Below are 20,701 nucleotides of genomic sequence, written 5' to 3'. Positions count from 1 at the left end.
GGCGATCCCTGTGCCTCTAACGGACCAGTGCGGGCCCTGTCCCTAACGGTGGACCGGGGTACCGGGATGAAACGACGTTGGTTTCACGCCCCTGTCCCTATGGCAGGTTCTTGTGACAGGCGTTGCACAACGTGTTGTCCTCGTCGCGCAGCCGCAGCATGTTGTTGTCGGGGATCGCGCCGCCGATGCCTCCCGGATCGAAGACATAGAGGTCCGTCCCGTGGGGATTGTGGCACGTGACGCAGATCACGGTGTTGGTCGTCCCGCTCTGGTCGCCCACGAACTGGATGAGCGGCAGCACGGCCAGGGGTTGGGGCCTGGGTGGGGTGCCGGAGCCGTTCCACCAGTCCACGAAGAAGTCCGGGTTGCCGGACACGCCCGAGGCGCTGTAGCCGTCCTGCTCCCAGTGATCGCTGCCCGGGGGGTTCTCGAACCACGTGGTGGGCGCTTGGCGAACGGGCTGGGACGCCGCGTTCACCACGATATCGCGATTCGGGTTCTGCGTCGTGCCCTGAAGGCTCGGGTGGTGGTTGTCCGGGTAGGTGGTGCGGGGATGGCACCCGTTGCACAGGCCCGTGCCCCCCGTGTTCTCGATCGTGACGACGGACAGGCGGTTCCGATTGCCCGAAGCCGACGGGAAGTGGTCGGCGCCATCGGCGTGGCACGCCGTGCAGTCGATCGGGGTGGTCGACCCCGGAGCCGAGTTGACGAAGGGATCCTCGTTCTGGATGCCGGCATCCCCGTGGCCGCCGCGGGAGTAGCCGCTCAAGGTGCGGTAGTAGTTGGCGGCAGCGTTGGAGGCGTTGCCCGTGTATGCGAGCGTCCCTCCCGCGTCGTACACGCGCCACTGGGAGGGGGTCTGGTCATGGCACCCCTTGCAGGCCTGGCTCTTCGCAAGGCCGTCCGAAGCCCCGGCACCATCGGTGATGGGCGAAAACCAGTTCAGGTTCTCTCCCGCCGCGGGCTGGCCGTGGCAGTCGAGCGCCACGCACCGGCTGTTGGCGGCGTCCATGGCGACGTTGCCGGGCGTCGTGCCCGTGGCGTCCACGAGCGCTCCGCCGTAGGTGCCGGAGCCCCAGGAGCTCTGCCCTGCCGCCTTGGCCCGGATGTTGACCACGTCTCGGGCCGAGGTGGGCCAGGCTCCCGTGGACTGCCCGGACTCCGCGTGGTTCGTGCTCCCCGCCCCCTGCCCGTGGCAGGGCCCGCAGATCTCCCGGGCGTCGGTGGAGCTGGCGAGTTTGCCCTTCAAGGCCTCCACATGGGCCTTGTGGAACCCGCCGCCGCCGGGGTAGTTCTCGGCCAGATAGTCGGGGTTGCCGCCCTCCTCGCCCGGCCGCACCGGCGGGTACCCGTGGCAGCCGTTGCAGCCCGAGGGCATGAAGCCGTCCTGGCTGGTCGTCCCGAAGGTCCCGTCGAAGTCGTGCTTGTGGCACAGGATGCAGTCGGTGTTCACGTGCCCGTCGTTCGAGTCGTACTGGAAGTGCACCGTCTGCGTGTGACACGCCTGGCAGATCCAGCTCGCGAAGCTACCGTTTCCCACGGTGGGGTTGGCGTACCCGGCGCCCACCGTCGTGCTCGTGCCGACGGAGTCGTCCAGGAAGGAGACGGTCCCCCGGTACAGAAGGGTGCTCAGGTTCTCGGAGCCGCTGTAGAGGCGCGGCGCGACCAGGGGCCCGTCCAGGGACGGAGCCGCGATCATGAAGATGTTCTCGGATCCGTGCACGTCGTGGCACTCGGCGCAGTTGAGCTGGAACGACGCCCGCTGCGGCTGATAGGTGCTGGTCATCGTGGTGGAAGTGTTGGCGTGGGTGGAGACCTGGCTCACTGCCGATCCCGAGCCGCTTCCGTCGTGGCACCCGTTGCACAGCGCGTTGCCCGCGGTACCGAGGCGGTCGGTGTCGCCCAGGGTTCCCGAGATGTGGGCGGCTGCCGTGGCGTGGCAGTCGCTGCACGCGGCCCCGGCCCCGGAGCGGTTGGAGGACCATGGGTAGCGTGAACCCGTCGCGAGCCCGTGGCCGCGGGTGGCGTAGTGGGTGTCCTTGGGGGGAGCGAGGACGCCGGAGCCGTCCGCGTTGCGCGTCGCCGGGTCCGCCGCGTTGTGGCACGTGAGGCACGGAAGCTCGTACGCGGCGCTCGCCCAGTTCGCCTTGGCGAGCACGGTCCCGACGCCCACCGCGGGGATCGAGGCCGTGGAGTGGCAGTTGTTACAGCGGTCGGTGCTCGTGGCGTCCGGGGCCCCCGCCGGTGCGGTCGTGCCCAGCACCGACTGGGTGGCGGTGGTCTGCACGGTGTTGCCGAAGTCAACCTTGAGATCCACGTGGGTGGGGGTGGGATTGGAGGCACCCGGGCCGATCGCGCCTCCCATGATAGTGGCGGCACCGTCGAAGTAACTCGGATGGCAGTCGCCGCATCCGGCCGCGTGGTCGGCCGCCACCACGCTGTTGTGGCACTGGTAGCAGCCCGCGGACGCGTGGTCGTCCAGCAGAACGGGACCGCGCGGCACGGTGAAGTGGACGGGGTGGCTCCCCGAGGTCACCGCCTTGCCGGGAGCTCGGCCCAGCGCGACAGGATCCCCATTCACGCCGTGGCAGGTGCCGCAGTTGCCGGTCGTGAAGTCGCTCCAGAGGGGGGTCTGGTCGGTGCCGCCGTTGTTCAGATCGGAGCCGTGACAGTAGAAGCTCTCACAAGTGGCGTACGCGCCTGCCCCTCCGAACTTCACCAGCAGGTCGCTGCCCGTCTGGAAACCCTGGACCGGCCCCGGCTCGCCAAGCGCAGAAGCAAAGCTCAGGTCGATCGAACCGTTCTGGTGGCTCATGTTGGTGCCGTGGGCCGGGTGGCACTGGGTGCAGGCGTACCCCTTCCCCGGCGGCCGGTTGTTGGCCGGGGGAAAGGCGGCCACGTGGGCCAGGTGGACGTTGGGCAGAAGCGCCCCCGCCGTGCCCGACCCGTGGCAGTTGGAGCACGTAGCAACAGCAGCCGGGTTGTACCAGCCGTCCGGGCTCGCGCCGGTCACGGGGGTCGGGACCCGGTAGTGGCAGTCGACGGTGGAGCAGCGCTTGCCGCTGGCGGCGGTGGAGTTGCTGTAGGTTCCCGAGACCACCTGCGCGACACCCGCGAGGGAGGGGTCGTCCTGCTTTCGAATCGTCTGGAAGGTGGAGGCGGTGCTCGGGGTGCGGCCGTCCCCGTGCACGTCGGCGATGCCGGCGGGGTCGGCGTTCACGGCGTGGGAGGACTCCCCGGTGCCGGCCCGGGGCTGGCCGGGATCGGGGTGGCAGGCAAGGCACAGGGCAACCTGCTTGTCGTGGGCCGCACCTTTTGCCGTGTCGGTGACGAGGACGGCGGTCGTCTCCTGGTACCGCGCCTGGCTCAGGGCGGCGATGTGCTGGGGGTGGTCGGCCGCTCGGTTCGGGTACGATCCGGGGGCTGCCGCGGGCCAATATTGGCCCACAGGGCTGCCATCGACAGCCTGGCCGTGGCAGAAGCTGCACGAGCCGGGCTGGTAGGCACTGGCGAGCCCGAACCCGACCATCCGGGTGTTGTGGGCCCGCGCGGCCTGCGGCACGAGGAAGAGGGCGGCCCCGACTGCCAGCAGCCCCAGGAGGACGTGCGCGCGTTTCATCCCCTCCTCCTCACGGGCTCTCGCTGTGCGGGTGGCATTGGGTACACCGTTGGCCCAGGGCGTGGTCCGCCGTGTCCTGGGCCGGATCCAGGTTGCTCCAGAGAAGGCCCGAGTGGCAGACGTTGCACAGGTGCTCGCTGTTGCTCGTCTTGTTCGGATCGTAGGGCGGCACCGGGTCTGCCCCCGAGACGTAGAAGTTGACCTCCGTCCAGTTGGAGGAGTTCTGTGCGTCGGTGAGGTTCTCGGTCTTGCCGTGCTTGATCTTGCCTCGGATCATGAAGAAGTTGGCGTTAGTGCTGCTCCCCGAGCCGTGGGGATCGTGGCACTCGGCGCAGTCCTTGAAGAAGGCGATCTTGTCTCCGGTGGGCTGCCCGGCGCAGTTGGTTCCGCCTGGGTCGCCCTCGTGGGTGTAGATGCGCCCGTAGGCGCTGGCCGTCCCGTCGGTGCTGTTGGAGTAGAAGTGGCACGCGTTGCAGAAGCCGATCTTCGGCGTCGTGGTATTCCTGGCGTCGGTGGCGTCCTGGTTGCAATCGAGGGACCGGTTGCTGTTCTGGGTGTTCGGCCGCACGTCGCCCGAGGTGCCGAAGGGCGTCCAGATGCCGGCGGGGTTTCGAGGCGTGTCGCCCCGATTGGTGGACCAGTCCACCGTGTAGTTCGACAGGTACCCGGACCGCAGGTCGTTGCTCGCTCTGCCGCTCAGTCGGCTGTTGTAGAGGGTGGGGCTGTCGGGTGTACCCCCCTTGTCGGTGTAGTCGGTGTAGTCGATCTTGCGGCTGTCGGTGTTGTCCCCGAGGGGGAAGACGGTACCCGTGGTCTGCCGCGCATAGGCAAACCCCTTCACCACCCTGGCCTGCCCCACGAGGGAGTCGCCAGGCAGGAGCTTGTAGGCGGAAGACCCGTGGTACAGGTGGCACTCGAGGCAGGGAATCTTCGGTGCTCCGTTCGACGAGGGTAGGGAGAAGCTCGTCGTCCTCCCATGGCCGGCCGAGGCGAAGTACCTTCCGACGTTGGGGGCGGGCAGGTTGCCGCGAAATGCCGGGTAGCCGCCGTTGTGACACGAGAGGCAGAAGGGGTCGTAATGGTTGAGCGCCTCGCGGTTGCTCCATCCAGTGGGCCCGGCCGAAGGCCGACCGTAGGCAGTACCGCTCAGGAGGGTACCCACCCACACCATGGGCATTCTGCCGGAGATCGCGGTTTGGGCCCGCACCCGGTGGCACTTGAGGCACTCGTTGACGGCCGGGTCGCTCAGGTCCAGCGTCAGGTTGTCGGTCGAGAGGGTGGGGTCGTCGTCGTAGCGCACCGAGTGCTGGCTCCACCGGTCGCCGTGGAACACCTTGCCGACCCCCTCGGCCGTCCGGCCGAAGTCGTCGTCCACGTGGGCCACGGCCACGAGGCGCGCGGGCGGCGAGCCCATGGCGGAGGTCACCGCCGTGCTGTGGCAGTCGAGGCAGCGGTAGATGTCGGTGTTGTGGACGTCCTGGTGGCACCCGTTGTTCTTCTGGAGGCAGTTGCCCGACGAGCCGAGGTCGGCGTGGGCGTTCTGGTGAAAGGGGAACCGGGGGCTGAAGACATCGGGATCGAGGACGTCGCCGAGGGTCTGGCCCTCGACCAGGTACCCACTGTGGCAGCCGTAGCACACCAAGCGGTCGTTGGCCCCCGTGTAGCCCACGGGAGGCAGGTTGGCCCCCGTATAGCTCGTGCCGTAGGGGGTGTGGGAGTATCCGACGGCCCGGGTCACGATGAGGGCGGCGTTGCCTTCGGTGACGTCGGTCGTGCTCGGGTTGTCGGTCGAGGCGTGGGGGTCGTGGCAGTTGTAGCAGCCGAGCTTTTTCGTGAGCGTGCCGTTCTGGTTGGCGCTGTCGTCCGAGCGGCTGCGGATGTTGTGCCCTCCGTTAGGGGCGTCGTACTTGGCCTTGATGTCGGTGTGGCACTTGAAGCAGAGGGGGACGTTAGACCCGGTGAACGTCGCCGCCGTCCAGTCCACGCCGTAGGCTGCGTCGGTGTCCGTGTCGCCGTACTTGTAGCTGGGGTCCAGGTGAGCGGCGGCTCCCGTACGCTGGTTCGTGCCCGTGTCGACGGTCACGGCCGAGAGGTTTTTGTGGTTGGGGTAGCCGTCATCCGCCGTCTTGCCGCAAAAAGGGTCCGAGGGGGACACGTCGGCGTTGTGGCAGTCGCTGCACTTGATGCGCCCCGCTCCATAGCTCGTTGCGGGGCCGATCACGTCCACCGGGTGGGCCGAAGAGGCCGAGCCCGCGGCCCCCCCCCGATCCCAACCAATCTCCAGCCCGATGTCCGAACCCTCGGAGTGGCAGTAGGAACAGTCGAGGGGCTGACCCCCGCTGAAGGAGTTGCCGCAATACCAGTACTGTGTGTACAGGGCGTAGGGATCGATCCGGTCGGTAAAGATGTTCCGGGTGCCCACCTTCACCTTCGTCGAGCGGAGGGCGTGGCACTGCAGGCAGGGATAGCCGAGGGAGTGGTCTGCCCAGCTTGCCCGCACCCCCAGGAGCACGACGGCAAGAGCTGCCCCGGCCAGGAAGAGCCTCACGGCCACCCCTGGGGCGCGGACGGGCAGACGGGGCTGCGCTGTAGACATCGCTGTGCGCTCTCCCGGTCAGTAACTGGTTTCGAGGACGGTCAGACCGTTGGCCGTGCCCACCCACACCTCTGCACCCTTGACGAAGAGGCTGGTGATGCGATCGTCGGTCAGGCCGTCCGCCATGTAGAAGTTCGTGAAGTCGAAGCCGTCGAAGAGTCCCAGGCCCTTCTTCGAGCCGAACCAGACCAGCTCGCCGGCCACTGCGATCGCGTTCACCGTCGAGTGCGGCAGGCCCTCGGCAATGTCGTAGACGCGCCACGTGCCCCCTTCGAAAGCGCTGACGCCGCAGCAGCCTCCCAGGAAACAGGTGCCCCCCCTTACCGCCAGCGTGTAGATAAAGTTGCTCGTGATCCCATCGCTGACGGTGTAGGTGGTCCACTCCTTCCCGTCGAACCGGTATACGCCGCGGTTGGAGGTGCCGAGCCACACGTCCTTGCCCGAAAATCCCAGGCTGGAGACGTTGTTGAGGACCCCTCCGGGCATCATGGTGGACCGGTTGCGCCAGGAAATGCCGTCGAAGGTCACCAAACCGCCCCGCATGGTCCGGCTCGAGAGCCAAAGCGTGCCCTCGTGGACCGCGAAGACCGGATTCACCAGGGGCACGCCGGCGGCCTCCGTCTCGGTCTTCCAGGAAACCCCGTCCCAGACGCTGACCCCCTCCTGGGTTCCCACGAAGACCAGGTCCTTGACCTGGGCGATGTCGGTAATCCGGTTCGAGGTCAGCCCGTCTTCCACCCGCGTGACGATCCAGTTGCCCTCCGCGAAGTTGAGCCGCGCCACCCCGGCATCCGCCGTGCCCACCCAGGCGTCCTCGGCGTCCACATACAGGGCGGTGATGCGGTTCGAGGGCAGGCCGTTCTCCGTGGTGTACTTGCGCGCAACCCGCACTGAGGGAACCGCGGCCCGTACCGGCGCCGTACCCGCAGCGACGGCAGGCCCGGCAGGGGTGCGATCGGGCGAAGGCGGCACGGAGGGGAGGGGCGCCGGAGGAGCAACCCGCGGCGGCGACGGTGCAACGGCAGGGGGAGGAGACGCCACCTCGGCAGGAATCGGGGGAGGGACCACCGCGGCGATCTCGCGCCCCATGTCGGCGGCCATGGCCCGGGCGCGCGCGTTCGCGCTCTCCCACGCCTGGGCCTCCGTGCGCTCGGGCGGGGGGGGCAGCTCGAAGCGGAGCCGATCTTGTGCCGCGGGCGCGCCCGGGGCGAGAGCGTCACCCGGCTCCGGCTCGGAGCGCACTGCGCCGGCAGCGCAGCCGAGCGCCGAGGCGAGCACCACGGCGGCGGCGAAGGCAGCGAGCCCTCGCCACAGGAGCCTTCCGGCGCCCCAACGCTGTGGGTCTTCTGCCGAGGATTGGGATGCGGGCAAGCCCCTCCCAGGGCGCACCCCATCCTCTTCTTGCGCCGGCCGCTTCGGCCCGGTGCTCAGCGGTGGCACTCGTAGCACAGTTGGCTTTCCTGCTCGTAGGGCATCACCACGTAGTGCTTCTGCGCGGTGGGCACGTGCCGCGTGTGGCACGTGTCGCAGTTGACGAACTTGTCGTCCACCAGCTTGAGGTTCGTAGGCTTGCGGAAACGGCCCCGGTACTCCTCGAGCTCCAGGATGGGGATCAGCTCCATGTTCATCCCGTCGGGATGGGTGTCCTGGTAGCGCATCTTGACGTAGGTGTCGCGCTGGAGCCCCTGCTGCAGGAGCTGGCGGCGCGTTTCCTCCATCTTGTCCTCGCGGACGATGATGCCGCGCAGATCTTTGCCGCTCTGGACGACCTGCTCGAAGGTGGCCTGCTCCATGCACGGGTTGGACTCGTGGCACTGCCGACAGGCCTGGTCGACGCTCTGGGAGGGCAGCGCTTCGAGGCGCAGGGTGACGGGCTCCTCCGTGCTCGGGTCGACGATGGCGATGGCGAACCTGCCGTCGGCCTCCGCGGCCAGGGGATAGAAGCGCACGGGCACGTCGATGGTGGTGCATCCGATGATGAGCCCGGTCTTGCTCTGCACCCGGATGCTCACCTCGGCGGTGTGGGTGAGCGGTACCTTCTCGAACCGGAACCGGCCCGCGTCGTCGGTGACGGTGACCTCGTAGAGGAGGCTGACCGCGATCCCCTCCACCGGCGCCCCGCTGTCGCCGTCCACGACCTGCCCCGCCACGTCCCGGTAGGTGACCCTCTCGAGGGGGATGGGGGGCTGCTGGGCGCCCGCCGCCAGGGGCAGGAGCATCCCCACCAGGAGCGTGCAACGCCGAACCAGGGGCAATGTCATTCCTCGCATGGCTCCAACTCGTGGGGACCGAGGAAACGAAACGGAAAACATGTCTCACGCAACGGCGCAACGACGCAACGAAAACCCTTGTGCTCTCTTCACGCTGCGTCGTTGCGCCGTTGCGTGAGACGAGCCTTACTGCTTTCCCGTAAGCTCGAGAATCTTCTTTTCCAGCTCCACTTCGTCTCCGGGCCGGTAGCCGCCCTTGAGGAGGCCGATGGTTCCGTCCTTCGCCACGAGCACCAGGGCCGGGGTGAAGGAGAACCCGAAGAGCTCGGGGGTCTTGAAGTCCGGGTCGTGGACGAAGGGGAAGTCGAACCCGAAGTGCTCCCGGTAGCGGGCGACGCGGGCGGGGTTTCCGGAGTCGACGCTGATGGCCACCACCTTGAGCTCCGGGTACTTGCCCCGGAGGTCCTTGAGGGCCAAGAGCTCCTGGCGGCACGCCGCGCAGGAGGTCTGCATGTAGGAGATGGCGCCGACGCTGCCCTGGAAGTGGGCACCGAGGTCCACCGGCTTCTCGGTGGCGGCGTCGGGCAGGGTGATGGCGGGAAGGGGTTCCCCCTCGGCCGCGGCCTGAACCGGGGCCGGGCCCAGGAGCAAAGCGGCGGCAAAGGCCGAGAGAAGCAAGGAGATCCCAAATCCGGAGTCGCGCATAGTGGTCATCGGTCGTCTGCTCTCCCGGGTGGAGCCCCTACTCCACGTGGCACTCGCCGCAGAGGGGGCTCGTATACGACATGGTATCGTCAAAGCGCCGACCCATCCCAGGCTCGGTATCCGGCCCCGTGCCGTGGGGGTCGTGGCACGTGAGGCAGCTCACCCAGGAGGCCGTGCCGCTCAGGGCCGTGGGGTAGGCGCGCTGGTGGAGCTCCGTCGCGCCGGCCGGATCACCGTAGAACGGCAGGATTCCGACCGGGGCGGCGGCACCGGAGATGTTCATGTTGGCCTTGCCGTAGACGCGCCACTGGCTCATGCCGTCGAGCGCAGGAAACGGAGGGACGCCGCCGTTGAGCGGGCTGTTGTCGTGGAGCACGGTGCCGTTGGCCCACCAGCCGTGGAAGGTCGAGATCTGGCCCGCAGACTGGTCCAGGGCGAAGTTCACCCCCGGCACGTGACAGTCCGCCGCCATGCACACGGCCGTGCCCACGCCGCTCGCCGTCTTGATCCCCGCCGGCGGGAACATGAGGGCGTCGTCCAGGAGAAACCGGCTCCGGCTCCCGTGGGGCACGTGGCAGCCGTCGAAGCCGTTGGTGCCTCCGGAGAGGCAGGTGCGGTCCATCGTCCCCCCGCTGATGGGCGCCGCCAGGTTGCCGTGGCCGTTGGTGCCGAAGTACGCAAAGTACTCGGGCCTCCCCGTCGCCCGGTCGTTGAGATAGGGAGCCGGGAGTTGGGCATCCTTGGGGGGTACCGCGGCGACGATCCACCCGCTGGCGGGCGGCGATGGAGGAGGCTGCTGGTTGGCCGGGTTCGTACGAAGCGTGGGTCCCACCTGGGAGCCGCCGAGGGGCCCGCCGAGCTTCTCGGAGACCGGAGTGGACCCCTCCGGCTTGCCCTTGTGGCAGTTCGCGCAAAACAGCTCGTAGAGCCGCTTGTCGTCGGGCTGCCGCGGGTAGGCGTAGGTGGCGGTCGGGGTCATGGCGTTTCCGGAGGCATCGCTGTACACGAGGAACGCCGAGCGCAGCATCCCCGTGCGCGGCCCGGTCTCCACCAGGCGCACGGTGCTGCTCGGGTGCCGAAGCGCCACGCCGTCTTCGGCCTTGTCGCCGTGGCACTTCTTGCACTCGTTGGCGTTGCCCCCCGCCGCCGCGGGCCAGAAGGGCTCGTAGGTGCCCGTGTTGCCGTCGGTGATGTAATAGGCGTTGTGCTGGCTCAGGATCGGCGGGTTAGGCTCCAGATTCTCCCCGATCTGTGCGAAGAGCCCGTCGATGTCGATGCTGGAGACCCCGCCGGCCTTGTGGCAGGTGAGGCAGTCGTCGTTGGGAGGCGGGCCGAAGGGATCGGGTCCGATGTGGGCGTGGCACCGGGTGCAGTCGTCGAAGCGGGTCTCCGCGGGGTGGGGGTACCGGGGCGGGGTGGGCGCGCCCGTCACCGTGGTCCAACCCGGTCCGGTGGGAAGCGCCGGGCTCGCGTCCTTGTGGCAGTCTTTGCACAGAAGGAGCACCGTAGCCCCGACGGGGCGCGGGTACAGGCGGATCGTGGCGGCGTTGTGGGGCACGTGGCACGCAGCGCAGGCCCCGCCGCCGCTAAACCCGTACTGCACGAAGTCATGCCGGCTCCCCACCATCTGGGCCGGCGCAGCGGCGGCGAGAAACACACACCACAGAACGACGAACAGGGAGAAACCGCCCGAAGCGGTTCTCCCTGCGACCGGCTGTGCCCTATTTCTCACGGGGCGACCTCGGAAGACCACATTTCCGGCAGGCCTTGTCCTCCCCTCACAGGGACTGACTCTCCCCTCGTCCGTGCACGTACAAGAGCGAGTTTGAACCCCCAAAACCGTCGGGGATCATACTCGGGGCCTCCGGGTCGGGCAACCACGTTTTGCCGTCCACGAGGAAGGCGTACTGGTAGCGGCCGGGCGCCAGTTCCACCCGGAAGATCCAGCGGTCCTCCCGGCGCTCGGCCCGCACCGGCCCGGGGGAGCGGCCCCAGCCGTTGAAGTCGCCCACCAGGCGCACGTCTTCTCCCTCCGTACCCGGGTACTCCAGAACGACCTGCTGCACGTTGCCCGACGAGCGGAACCACTCGTTGAGCCGGTGCACCTCTCGTGCCAGGAGCCCGGCAAAGAACGCGAGCGAAGCCGTCGTGCACACCAGGAGCCACCGCGCCGAGAAGAGCGGCCGAACCGCCCAGCCCCCCAGCCAGCCCCGGCGCCGGGGCACCTCGCCGAGCCGCGCCCGAATTCGGGCGGCGAGGTAGGGCGGGGGTTCCGCCGGCTCTTCGGAGAGGGCCTCCAGCCGCATTTCCAGCTTCTCCAGCTCCGTCACCAGCCGGCGGCACGGGGCACACCCCGCCGCATGACCATCGAGCCGCGCGGCCTCGGCGCCGGACAGCCGGCCTTCGAGCCGGCCGATCCACAGGGCCTCGAACTCCCTGCAATTCATCGGATCGCCTCCCCTCTTCCTCAAGTCTAATGAAGCCGTAGCGCTCCCGTGTACGGTCGGGAGACGGGCTGGTTACTTCCCCGGGCCCCCGCTGCGAAAGGCAGACCGCAGGTCGGGCATGCCTTCGCCACAGGGCGTGCCCTCGCGCACCGAGCGCAGGATGTCCGCCGCGCCGGCCCCGGCGTCGAGGGCGTCGGAGAGCATCTGGACGGTGAGGGAGTAGTCGCGGGTGGACCACCCCTCGAGGATGAGGGAGTCGGCGAGCCCCTTGGCCCGGCGCAGGGACTGGGCCTTGTGCTCCAGGGCCGCCTGGATCGCATCGGGGTTGGCGCCCTTCGCCAGCCCCTCGCGCAGCTTGTTCAGGAGGTCGAAGTGGGGAAGCCCCCCCAGCCTGGCCCCCGCCACCAGCCGCAGCACCCGCTGGAGCTCTCCTTCGGTAAAGCCCGCCCGGCGGGCGGACTCCACCAGGCGGCCCAGCTCCCGCTCCGTGACCCCGAGGGAGACGGCCTGCCGAAACAGGCGCCGCACCTCTTCCGCGTCCCCCTGCCCCCCCCCGGGCTCTCCCGGCTGGGCCTGGGGCCGCTGGACCTGGGTCTGTGCCCGGGCAGGCACGGAGACGAGGGCCGGCAGCACGAACAGGCACAGGGCGAGCACCACCCATCCCCGCGCCGCGGCTCCCCGGCCCCCGGAGGAGGCGATCCGCCCTGCCCCGGCAGGCCATGCGTGGCTCATTCGCCGCCCTCCTCGACGCCCAGGAGCTTGACGATCACCTTCTTGGCCCGGAAGATGCGAATCTTCGTGTTGTTGAGCGAGATTCCCAAGATGTCGCTGATCTCCTGATACGGCAGCCCCTGCATGTAACACAGGATGACCGGGGTTCGATACTTCTCGGGCAGTTGGTGGACCGCCCGCAGGAGGCGCTCCCGGTCCTCCCGGTCCTCGAGCTGCTGCAAGGGGTTGGGAGCACCCGGGGACGCCACCAGGTGCCGCGGGTGGAGCGTATCCAGGTCCGCGTGGTTCTCACGTACTCCCTCCCGGTGGCCGTCGATACAAAGATTTCTCGCCACCGCATAGAGCCAGGTGGAAAACCGGCGGCTCGGGTCGTAGGTGTGCAGGAACCGGAAGGCGCGAAGAAAGGTCTCCTGGGTGAGGTCTTCGGCCCGGGTGGGGTTGCGGAAGAAGTGCAGGGCGTAGCTGTAGATGGCTCGCTGAAACTTCTCCACGAGGGCGCCGAACGCCTCCCGATCGCCCTGGCGGGCGCGATCGGCGAGTTGAGCGTCGTCGTCGAAGAAGGGAGGGTGCACCACGGGAGTCCTCGGGGAAACGGTGAGCACAATGGCGGACCGGGTGAGTGAAAATCCGCAGCTCCAGGCCGTCGTCCACCCGCCCCCACGAGACCCGCCCGTGCCCGCAGAAGGGGTGCCACGCCATTGGGGCATAAGAATCGGCAAGTTAGCAAGAGGCATACCGCGGCCCCCGGGCTCACCGGAGACGAGAGAGCCGGAGCAACCCGCTGCCGCGCGCAGGGCCCGGGGGGTCCCCGGGAATCGGCCAGCCGGTCCGCCGCTTCGGGAGGCGCGGAGCGCGCACTCCCGGGCCGGTAAAGTCCGGCGTCTGCCGGTCGATAGGGTTTGACACCCGGTTCTCCCATCGCGCAAGCTATCGGCCGGGTGTCGTGCGGCACAGAGCTTGCTCCCGTGTTGCGGACCCGAGAGCCGGATGTGCCGGCCGACCGCCCGGAGGAGACCGTGGCCCGCGCCCCCTTGGTCCTGTTCGCCGCCCTGTGGGCCCTTCTGGGTTCCTCTCCGGCAGGGGCCTTCTTCGGCTCGGGTTCGGAAAAGCCCCAGGTTGGGGAGGCGGCGCCGCGCTTCTCGGCCCCCCAGCTCGACGGCGTGGAGTTCGACCTGGGGCCGCACCTGGGCAAGAGCGCCATCCTTCTGGATTTCTGGTCGATCTACTGCGTGGCCTGCGTTCAGGCCATGCCGCACCTGGTGACCCTGCACGAACGATACAAGGACCAGGGATTCCTCACGGTGGGAATCGATCTCGACAGCTTCGGGACCAAGCGGGTGGCAAAGTTCATAGAGGGGCTGCCCTTCCGCATCCCCTACCCCGTGGTCATCGACAAGCAGAGACAAGTGGCGGCCAAGTACGGGGTGAGCGTGCTGCCCACGGTCATCCTCATCGACCGTGAGGGAAAGGTGGCCTACTACCACGTGGGGTACGCCCCGGGTGACGAGAACGAGACCGAGGCGACGATCCGGGAGTTGCTGGGGCTCGCCCCCTGATCCGTGCCCGAACCGCCGGCCGCACCGCTCGAATCCCCACCACGGGGGGAGGGCCGTGCCCTGGCAGAACGCGGGGCCATCTGGGGCTCCGCCGTTGCGCGCAAAGCGAAAGGAGCATCCGCACATGATCGCGGCAAGGCCTTCCGGATTCCTCTTGTGCCTGTCTCTCGCGGCGTTTCTCCTGTGGGGAGCCGACGCGCGGGCCGCGGGCGAAGCGACGGCGGTCAAGGGCAGAAAGACCGACCCGAACGGGATGCTCGCCCCCGGGTCCGATCCGATCCCCTTCGCCCTGCTGGACCTGGAGGGCAACACGGTCTCGCTGTCCGACTACCAGGGCCAGAAGGCCGTGCTGCTGGCCTTCTGGTCGTTCTTCTGCGGCCCCTGCCGGGAAGAAATTCCCCTCCTGGACGAGATCACCAAGAAATACGCCGATCAGGGGTTCGAGATGCTGGCCATCAACCTGGACGGGCCCAAGCTGGAGAAGGCGGTCAAGCAGTACGTGGCGGCGGGGAACTTCGGGTTTCGGGTCCTGTGGGAGGAGATGGAGGGCACCCAGTACAAGACGGCCGACGCCTACGGGGTTCTGGGCACGCCCAGCAGCGTGCTGATCGGCGTGGACGGCAAGGTGAGCTGGACGCACGTGGGGCGCGAGGAGGGGCCGGCCATCGAGGAGGCCATCCGCAAGGCCCTGGCCCGCTAGAGCGCGTCGGGCCCGAAGGGCAGCCGCGCAAAGAGCTTCGCCTCCAGCTCTTCCATGATCCTCCAGTTGTCGCGGATGCGCGCCTGGGCGGCGGGCCGGTCCTTCCCGTAGCGTTCGAGGAGGTCCTGGAACCGCTCCCCCAGGGTCACCACCTCTTCGTGGCGTACCCGCTTGTCGGCGTAGTTCAGGACCTCGGCCTCGGTCACCTCTCCCGCCGGCTCCCACGCCCCCAAGTCCACGTGGCGCTCCACCAGGGCGGCCACCTCCGGATACCCCAGGGCCCGAAGCCGCGCGCCGCCCTCCCGCGCGTGATCCTGGCGGCCGCCGAGGCAGTCCGCCTTGGCGATGTCGTGAAGGAGCGCGGCTGCCTCGAGGCGGTCCAGGTCCAGCGGGAACCCCGCAGCGCCGAGCGCCTCGCCAAGCCGGAGGGTCACCCGTGCCACCTGCTCGCTGTGGCGGCGGATGTGGGGCGGAACCCCGTGGCTCTCCAGGAGCCTGCGGCACTCCTCCCGCCCGGGCACCCCCCCGGTGTGGCCCGGTAGCTGCCCCACCGCGCTCACCGCTTGAGAAACTTGACGGCCTTCGCCACCAGGGCCTCGGGGTCGAGCCCGAGCCGGCGGCGGACCTCCGCCGGGGAACCCGAGACGCCGTAGTTCTCGATGCCCAGCTTGAGGAGCCGGCACGAGATGCCCCGGGCGGCGATGTAGTTGGCCACGCGCGAGCCGAGCCCGGTGTGGACGTTGTGATCCTCGTAGGTGATGACCCGCCCCTTGCGCAGGCACTGGAGGAGCACCGGGTCGTCGGTGCCGTCGAGGGTCTTGGGGCAGGACACATGGAGGACGGAAGGCTCCAGGGACCGCTCGCGCAAGGCCTCCCACGCCTGCACCGCGTGCGCGAGCATCTGCCCCGTGACCAGGATCACGCCGTGGTCGCCGGGGCGCACCAGGTCTACGGCCCCGTACCGGAACTGGTAGTCACCGGCGAAGAAGGGCTCTCCGTCCTCACCGACGACCACCGGCACGGCCTCGCCCCCGAGACCCAGCACCCAGTTGCCGGGCTGGGTCAGGAGGTACCGGAAGACCCGGTCGGCGTGGTTTGCGTCGGCGGGGAAGACCGTGTGGAAACCGAAGAGGTTGTCCAGCAGGCTCAGGTAGTCCGTGCACTGGAGCGCCTTGCCCCCCTCTCCCGCGTCGAGCCCCAGGTGCGTCAGGACCACCTTGAGGTGGGTACGATTGAGGTCGTTGAGGCGAAGCTGGTTGTATGCCCCGTCGAGGCCGAAGGCGCCCTTCCCCACGCACACCGTCACGACCCCCTCGAGGCTCAACGCCCCCGCCACGGTGGCGGCTGCCTGGTCCTGGACGCCGAAGGAGAAGTGGGTCTCGCGGTTTTCCCTGGCATGGGCCGCGGTTCCCACCGCCGCGGCCGGGGCGGTGTCGATCACGGCGATGGGACACGCCCCGCTGCCCCGGTTTGCCTGCGCCACTTCGCGAAGCGTCTCTCCCCAGGCCTTCCAGGCCTCGAGCACGGTGCCCACCGGGTAGGTCAGGGGTTCCCCGATCTCGGGCACGGGCACCTCTTCCACGTCGTGGGAGATCTCGAGATCGAACTCCCCGAAGGCCTGCCGGTAGTCGTGGGCCTCGGCCAGGTCGTCCTCGAGGCGCAGCTCCCGAATGGCCTCCCGATACTCCTCGTCGGTCAACGCCCGCTCGTGGTACTCGGGATTGTTCTCCATGAAGGACACCCCGCTGCCCGCCGTGGTGTGGGCCAACACCAGGACGGGAGCGCTCTGGATCTGGATGCCCCGCCGCAGGGCCTTGTAGATCTCGCCGTGGTCGTGCCCGCTGATCTCGATGACGTCCCAGCCATCGGCGATGTACTCGAACTTCACGTGCTGGGGGGTGAGCTCGTGACCGCGCACGCCCCCCTGGCCGCCGTTGAAGTCGACGATCGCGGTGATGTTGTTCAGGCGGTAGCGCTTGGCCAGCCGCCGCGCCTCGGCGACCTGCCCCTTGAGCTGCTCGCCGTCGCTCATGGCCACGAAGACGTTGTACTTGAGGTTGTGGAACCGGGCCGCGAGGGCGAAACCGCACGCCGCCGAGAGGCCCAGGCCCAGGTGCCCGCCGGTCCACTCGACCCCCGGCACGGTGCGCTCGAGGTTGCCCTCGAAGATGCTCCCCGCCTTGCGAAAGAGCGCCACGGCGTCGTCGAGGTCGAAAAAATCCAGGCGGCCCAGGGCTGCGTAGTACGCCGGGGCCGAGTGCCCGTGACCCACGACGATCCGGTCCCGCTTGGGATCGTCGGGCTGACCGGGCCGCAGGCTGGCCGAGGCGAGCAGCGTCACGAACAGGTCGACGGAAGAGAGGCTGCCGGCCGGGTGCCCGCTCTCCGCAATCCGGATCATGCGGAGCACATCGCCCCGGACGGTGCGCGAGAGGGTGCGCAGATAGCGGATCTGCTCCGTCGTGAGCTCTTCGTCCCGAAAACCCTTGGGAATCTGCATCAACCCCACCTCCGTTGGAGGGCAGGAAACGGCGGGCGCCGGGCGCGCCCCTGCCGCTACTCGTCGTCGTCGTCCTCTTCGTAATCCTCGTGCAGGTCGCCCTCGTCGTCTGCCTCTTCGCGCTCTTCCTCTTCGGCCTTGCGCGCAACCTTCGACGTGCGCAACTGCCGGATGCCCCGCATCACCGCGCGCACCGGGTTGTCGACGTCTTCGAGCTCATCGCTGTCGATGTACTCGGCGAGCTCCTCGGCCACCTCGGTCACGAGCTCCGGGTCGGAGAGGTCTTCCCAGCTGAACTCCATGTCCTCGATGGGCTCGCCGTCGCAGAGAAAAGCCACTCCGTTCTCGTCGTAGACGGCGTCGATCGTGGGAAGTATCCGCTTCCTGGGCATGATTCCTCCTCGTTCGAGACAGACTCCCTGGGCTCGAAAAGCGCCCGAACATACCATCCGCCTCCGGGGATGACAAGCGGACTCGACACGGGAGTTGTGCCCGAAGTGCGCGATAAGCTCAAGAAAAACAAATCTTTGGGGCTTGTGAAACGGCGGGCGGGGGATGGGCAGGCGGTTGGGGAGCGTGCGCCAGGCCGACGGGCTCGTGCTACGGTGAAGCTATGCGACCAGGTCCAACTCCGGCGCCTCCGCAACGGCCTCGGCAGCCCACTGGGCCACCCACTCCTTGGCCAGGTCCACGGTCTGGCGCGAGATCTCGGGGAGAGCTCCGCCGAAGGCCTGCTGAGCCTGGCGCAGCCCGGTCTCCATCCCCCGGGCCATCTCCGCCGCGTGGAAGGCGCGGTCTCCCCCGCCAAACAGGCTCACCGCGAAGTCCCGGAGCCGTCCCGCGGTGGCCTCCACCGACCAGTAGTCCGCCGGGGTGTCCGCCGGCATGGAGAGGGTCACCGTCACCGACTGATGCACCGAGAGGAACTCCGCGTACTCGTGCTCCACGACTCCCAACCGGGCCGCCACCGGGTCGAAGGAGCGGTAGTGGCGGGCATAGCCCGGGTCCACGGCCTGGAGGAAGCGGTGGAGGAGCTTCTGGAAGCCCGCCACGGCCAAGTCCATTTCCCGAAACGCCCGGCGCAGCTCCAGGGCCTCGCTGCGGGCCTCCTTGCGGTGGCCCAGGGCAAGGCCCCTGCCCTGGCCCGCCTCCGGCTGGAGCCCGCCCCGCCGGTCGTAGGTGAGGGAGTAGGCGCTCGTGCGGCGCTCCAGCGAGAGGTCGAAGGAACGGCCCGCCTCGTCGGTAAAGGAGAGCTTGAGGCTCTCGGCGCTGGAAAGACTCGTCTCCCGAAGGGATACGGTCTCCCGGGAGAGGGGGTGGACGGGTCGGCAGCAGGAGCCGGCGGCGTGGGCGAGCATGGGTGTTCCTCCCTCCATGGAGTGTTGGGGTGCGTATCGGCCGGGAGGGGAAGCCGCTTGAGCTCGGGGGCTCCCGATCGATCTCGATTTCGATGGATCCGGAGCGAAAGGAGCGGTCCCGCGGCCGGCGGGCCGAGGTGGAGCCTCGTCAGCTCTGCGCGCCCTGCGCCCCGCTGCGCGCCAGGAACTCCCGGGCCAGGGCCCGGGCGATGAGGGGGGCGTTGCCGCCTGCCCGGTTGTTGACGATCACATGGAGGCGCTGCCCCCGCCCCGCCGCCTCGTGCATCAGGGTGGCCGCGTCCCCCACCATGCCCGGGTCGAGCATCCCCGGCACCAGGCGGTCGAAGGGATGGGCCGCCGCGTAGGCATCTTCGTAGCGCACGTTCCGAGGGGTCATGAGCCGCACCACGGCTTCCCCGGACCCGTTGCGGAACTTCCCCTCCCCCAGCTCGAACTGTCGCAGGAGCGGCGGGAGCCAGGTCCAGTGGGAGAGCACCTGCCCTACACCATGGTGCTCCAGCACCTGGAAGAGCGGCGGGGCCAGGTACGCCTCGGTGCGCAGCTCCAGGTGGTAGAGGCCGCAGGCAGGCACGGCCGCGAAGAAACGGCCCCACTCCTCGGCCGCCCGCTCGGGCGCTTCCCGCTCGTCCTTGCGCCGGTACTCCTGCTCCAGGATCACCCCGGCCAGAGCGGGCCCCAGGAGCTCGGCCGCCGGCCGGAGGAAGCGGTGGGCGAAGAGCTCCGGGTTCAAGTACTCGGGGTTGGGGACGACGGCGCCGCCCCGCCGGAGCACGTGTGCCGTGACCGCCTGGGGCGCCTTGAGCAGCAGCCGGGCTCCCTCCGGGAGCTGCCCGCGGTAGGCCAGCAGGGTGCGGTAGATGCCCGTGGGCTTGCCGGCAGGGTCCAGGAGGGGCCCGTAGAACGTGTAGTCGAGCTCCAGCACGGGAAAGTGCTCGAAGTACTCCCCCACGCACTCCACCGGCAGCACCTCTTCGACGAATTTCCTCCCGCCCAGGCTCTTGGTCCGACGGGTCACCCGGTGGGCAAAGCGCTCGGGGTCGTAGATCTGGCCGAGCCAGCCCGCGTATCGGTCGCTGGCCGTGCCGAGGTGGATCTGGGGGTGGAGACCCCGGAAGCGAAAGCGCTCCAGGTCCAGATCGCCGGCAGGGGGGCCGCTCACGCGGGAACCCCCCGCTGGCGGACCAAGCCGCCGCGCCGCCGGTGAAGAGCCCGGGGAGCGCTCTTCCGGCAGCTCCCCGGTCTGCTACACTGGGCCTCCGGCTGCGGCCCCCCGCTGGACCCGGAAGCTCCGGGGGCGGGGCACCCACGCCTGTTTCCTGCCCCCCAACCTCTGCCTCGGAGGTTCCCCATGACCATCGAAGAAGCCCTCGTCACCTCGCTGGAGTACGAGCACCGGGTGAGGGACCACTTTCGCACGTGTGCGGGGCAGGCCGCCAGCCCCGAAGCCCGGGGGTTCTTCGAGCTCATGGCCCGGGAGGAGCAGGGGCACGTGGACTACCTGGAGGCCAAGCTCTCCCGGTGGCGGGAGACCGGGCGAGTGGGGAAAACCGAGCTCGCGACGGCGGTGCCCCGGCGGGGTTGGCTCGCGCGAGGCAAGGAATCTCTCGGCGCCCGGCGCCCCGCGACGGGCGGCCCCTCACCCCGGGAGCACCTCTACCGGGCCCTGGAGCTGGAGCACCAGGTGAGCGCCTTCTACCGGAAGCTCGTGGACGCCGTGGAGGAGCCCGAGGCGGCCGCCCTGTTCCGGCGCTTCCTGGAGATCGAGGACGGCCACACCGCGCTGGTGCAGGCCGAGATCGACCACGAGACCCACACCGGCGTCTTCTTCGGCGTGCAGGAGTTCACCCTGGACGGAGAGTAGCCCCTCCCCTCCTCAACCCGCCTGGAACACCACCTTGTTCAGCACCTCGACCACCTTGTCCTCCTCGAAGGGCTTGAGGATGTAGTGGCTTGCGCCGGCCTTTGCGCATTCGAGGATCTTGTCCTTGCCCGACATGGAGCTGACCATGATGACCACGGCCTGGGGGTCGATCTTCTTCAGGAGCACCAGGGTCTGGAGCCCGCCCATCTGGGGCATGACGAGGTCCAGGGTTACGAAGTCGGGCTTGACCTCCTTGTACTTCTTCACGGCCTCCAGGCCGTTGGAGGCGGTGGCCACCACTTCACACCCGTGCTTCTCCAGGATCTTCCCCAGCTCCTTTTGGATGTACGGCGAATCGTCCACCACGAGGGCCCGCTTGCTCATCTGCGCTCTCCT

18 protein-coding genes are annotated in these 20,701 nt (G+C 68.9%); 3 read left to right on the top strand and 15 right to left on the bottom strand.

Going from position 1 to position 20,701, the window contains the following annotated elements; translation table 11 throughout:
* Nucleotides 1–97: 97 nt before the first annotated feature.
* The 9 genes from AB1578_03095 to AB1578_03055 form a co-directional block, all read right to left on the bottom strand.
* Complete coding sequence (locus AB1578_03095; protein MEW6486884.1) at nucleotides 98–3,619, bottom strand: CxxxxCH/CxxCH domain-containing protein; 3,522 nt, start codon at nucleotides 3,617–3,619, stop codon at nucleotides 98–100.
* Between the two features lie 10 nt (nucleotides 3,620–3,629).
* Nucleotides 3,630–6,215 carry a hypothetical protein gene (locus AB1578_03090; protein ID MEW6486883.1) on the bottom strand — a complete coding sequence of 862 codons (2,586 nt, stop codon included), beginning with the start codon at nucleotides 6,213–6,215 and terminating at the stop codon, nucleotides 3,630–3,632.
* A gap of 18 nt (nucleotides 6,216–6,233) precedes the next feature.
* Complete coding sequence (locus tag AB1578_03085; GenBank protein ID MEW6486882.1) at nucleotides 6,234–7,586, bottom strand: hypothetical protein; 1,353 nt, start codon at nucleotides 7,584–7,586, stop codon at nucleotides 6,234–6,236.
* 56 nt (nucleotides 7,587–7,642) lie between these two features.
* Nucleotides 7,643–8,485, bottom strand: a complete 843-nt coding sequence (locus tag AB1578_03080) for a carboxypeptidase-like regulatory domain-containing protein (GenBank protein ID MEW6486881.1) — start codon at nucleotides 8,483–8,485, stop codon at nucleotides 7,643–7,645.
* Nucleotides 8,486–8,611: 126 nt separating this feature from the next.
* Nucleotides 8,612–9,139, bottom strand: coding sequence for a TlpA disulfide reductase family protein (locus tag AB1578_03075; protein MEW6486880.1), 528 nt, complete (start codon nucleotides 9,137–9,139; stop codon nucleotides 8,612–8,614).
* A gap of 28 nt (nucleotides 9,140–9,167) precedes the next feature.
* Nucleotides 9,168–10,862 (bottom strand): cytochrome c3 family protein, encoded by a 1,695-nt coding sequence (locus tag AB1578_03070; protein ID MEW6486879.1) that lies wholly within the window; start codon nucleotides 10,860–10,862, stop codon nucleotides 9,168–9,170.
* A 46-nt stretch (nucleotides 10,863–10,908) separates the two neighbouring features.
* Entirely contained in the window at nucleotides 10,909–11,577 is a 669-nt protein-coding gene (locus tag AB1578_03065; GenBank protein MEW6486878.1) for a zf-HC2 domain-containing protein, read from the bottom strand.
* Between the two features lie 72 nt (nucleotides 11,578–11,649).
* Entirely contained in the window at nucleotides 11,650–12,309 is a 660-nt protein-coding gene (locus tag AB1578_03060) for a hypothetical protein (GenBank protein MEW6486877.1), read from the bottom strand.
* On the bottom strand, nucleotides 12,306–12,884 hold the full coding sequence (locus AB1578_03055; GenBank protein MEW6486876.1) for a sigma-70 family RNA polymerase sigma factor: 579 nt from the start codon (nucleotides 12,882–12,884) through the stop codon (nucleotides 12,306–12,308). The genes AB1578_03060 and AB1578_03055 overlap by 4 nt, the downstream gene beginning before the upstream one ends.
* Before the next feature lie 441 nt (nucleotides 12,885–13,325).
* Here AB1578_03055 and AB1578_03050 point away from each other — a divergent pair, with 441 nt between their 5' ends.
* The gene (locus tag AB1578_03050; protein ID MEW6486875.1) at nucleotides 13,326–13,865 is read left to right on the top strand and encodes a TlpA disulfide reductase family protein; all 540 of its coding nucleotides are present in this window, start codon (nucleotides 13,326–13,328) and stop codon (nucleotides 13,863–13,865) included.
* A gap of 124 nt (nucleotides 13,866–13,989) precedes the next feature.
* Nucleotides 13,990–14,565 carry a TlpA disulfide reductase family protein gene (locus AB1578_03045; protein ID MEW6486874.1) on the top strand — a complete coding sequence of 192 codons (576 nt, stop codon included), beginning with the start codon at nucleotides 13,990–13,992 and terminating at the stop codon, nucleotides 14,563–14,565.
* Here AB1578_03045 and AB1578_03040 read toward each other — a convergent pair.
* From AB1578_03040 to AB1578_03020, 5 genes are all read right to left on the bottom strand, one after another.
* On the bottom strand, nucleotides 14,562–15,116 hold the full coding sequence (locus AB1578_03040; GenBank protein ID MEW6486873.1) for an HD domain-containing protein: 555 nt from the start codon (nucleotides 15,114–15,116) through the stop codon (nucleotides 14,562–14,564). The two genes, AB1578_03045 and AB1578_03040, sit on opposite strands and share 4 nt — an antisense overlap.
* 5 nt (nucleotides 15,117–15,121) lie before the next feature.
* Complete coding sequence (locus tag AB1578_03035) at nucleotides 15,122–17,065, bottom strand: transketolase (GenBank protein ID MEW6486872.1); 1,944 nt, start codon at nucleotides 17,063–17,065, stop codon at nucleotides 15,122–15,124.
* 56 nt (nucleotides 17,066–17,121) lie between these two features.
* On the bottom strand, nucleotides 17,122–17,457 hold the full coding sequence (locus AB1578_03030; GenBank protein ID MEW6486871.1) for a hypothetical protein: 336 nt from the start codon (nucleotides 17,455–17,457) through the stop codon (nucleotides 17,122–17,124).
* Nucleotides 17,458–17,676: 219 nt separating this feature from the next.
* The gene (locus AB1578_03025) at nucleotides 17,677–18,423 is read right to left on the bottom strand and encodes a hypothetical protein (GenBank protein MEW6486870.1); all 747 of its coding nucleotides are present in this window, start codon (nucleotides 18,421–18,423) and stop codon (nucleotides 17,677–17,679) included.
* A gap of 148 nt (nucleotides 18,424–18,571) precedes the next feature.
* Nucleotides 18,572–19,603, bottom strand: coding sequence for a DUF72 domain-containing protein (locus tag AB1578_03020; protein ID MEW6486869.1), 1,032 nt, complete (start codon nucleotides 19,601–19,603; stop codon nucleotides 18,572–18,574).
* A 189-nt stretch (nucleotides 19,604–19,792) separates the two neighbouring features.
* Between AB1578_03020 and AB1578_03015 the strand changes: the two genes are divergently transcribed.
* The gene (locus AB1578_03015) at nucleotides 19,793–20,305 is read left to right on the top strand and encodes a ferritin family protein (GenBank protein MEW6486868.1); all 513 of its coding nucleotides are present in this window, start codon (nucleotides 19,793–19,795) and stop codon (nucleotides 20,303–20,305) included.
* 12 nt (nucleotides 20,306–20,317) lie between these two features.
* Here the strand turns inward: AB1578_03015 and AB1578_03010 are convergent, their stop codons facing one another.
* Nucleotides 20,318–20,689, bottom strand: coding sequence for a response regulator (locus AB1578_03010; protein MEW6486867.1), 372 nt, complete (start codon nucleotides 20,687–20,689; stop codon nucleotides 20,318–20,320).
* Between the last annotated feature and the right edge of the window lie 12 nt (nucleotides 20,690–20,701).

Source organism: Thermodesulfobacteriota bacterium (assembly GCA_040756475.1).
GTDB lineage: Bacteria > Desulfobacterota > Deferrisomatia > Deferrisomatales > JACRMM01 > JBFLZB01.
This window is presented reverse-complemented; position numbering and strand designations above follow the sequence as displayed.

Excerpts from the sequence above, each read along its gene's own strand:
- AB1578_03095 (MEW6486884.1), bottom strand. The coding sequence starts at position 3,619 with ATGAAACGCGCGCACGTCCTCCTGGGGCTGCTGGCAGTCGGGGCCGCC.
- AB1578_03090 (MEW6486883.1), bottom strand. The coding sequence starts at position 6,215 with ATGTCTACAGCGCAGCCCCGTCTGCCCGTCCGCGCCCCAGGGGTGGCC.
- AB1578_03080 (MEW6486881.1), bottom strand. The coding sequence starts at position 8,485 with ATGCGAGGAATGACATTGCCCCTGGTTCGGCGTTGCACGCTCCTGGTG.
- AB1578_03075 (MEW6486880.1), bottom strand. The coding sequence starts at position 9,139 with ATGACCACTATGCGCGACTCCGGATTTGGGATCTCCTTGCTTCTCTCG.
- AB1578_03065 (MEW6486878.1), bottom strand. The coding sequence starts at position 11,577 with ATGAATTGCAGGGAGTTCGAGGCCCTGTGGATCGGCCGGCTCGAAGGC.
- AB1578_03060 (MEW6486877.1), bottom strand. The coding sequence starts at position 12,309 with ATGAGCCACGCATGGCCTGCCGGGGCAGGGCGGATCGCCTCCTCCGGG.
- AB1578_03045 (MEW6486874.1), top strand. The coding sequence starts at position 13,990 with ATGATCGCGGCAAGGCCTTCCGGATTCCTCTTGTGCCTGTCTCTCGCG.
- AB1578_03035 (MEW6486872.1), bottom strand. The coding sequence starts at position 17,065 with ATGCAGATTCCCAAGGGTTTTCGGGACGAAGAGCTCACGACGGAGCAG.
- AB1578_03030 (MEW6486871.1), bottom strand. The coding sequence starts at position 17,457 with ATGCCCAGGAAGCGGATACTTCCCACGATCGACGCCGTCTACGACGAG.
- AB1578_03025 (MEW6486870.1), bottom strand. The coding sequence starts at position 18,423 with ATGCTCGCCCACGCCGCCGGCTCCTGCTGCCGACCCGTCCACCCCCTC.
- AB1578_03015 (MEW6486868.1), top strand. The coding sequence starts at position 19,793 with ATGACCATCGAAGAAGCCCTCGTCACCTCGCTGGAGTACGAGCACCGG.
- AB1578_03010 (MEW6486867.1), bottom strand. The coding sequence starts at position 20,689 with ATGAGCAAGCGGGCCCTCGTGGTGGACGATTCGCCGTACATCCAAAAG.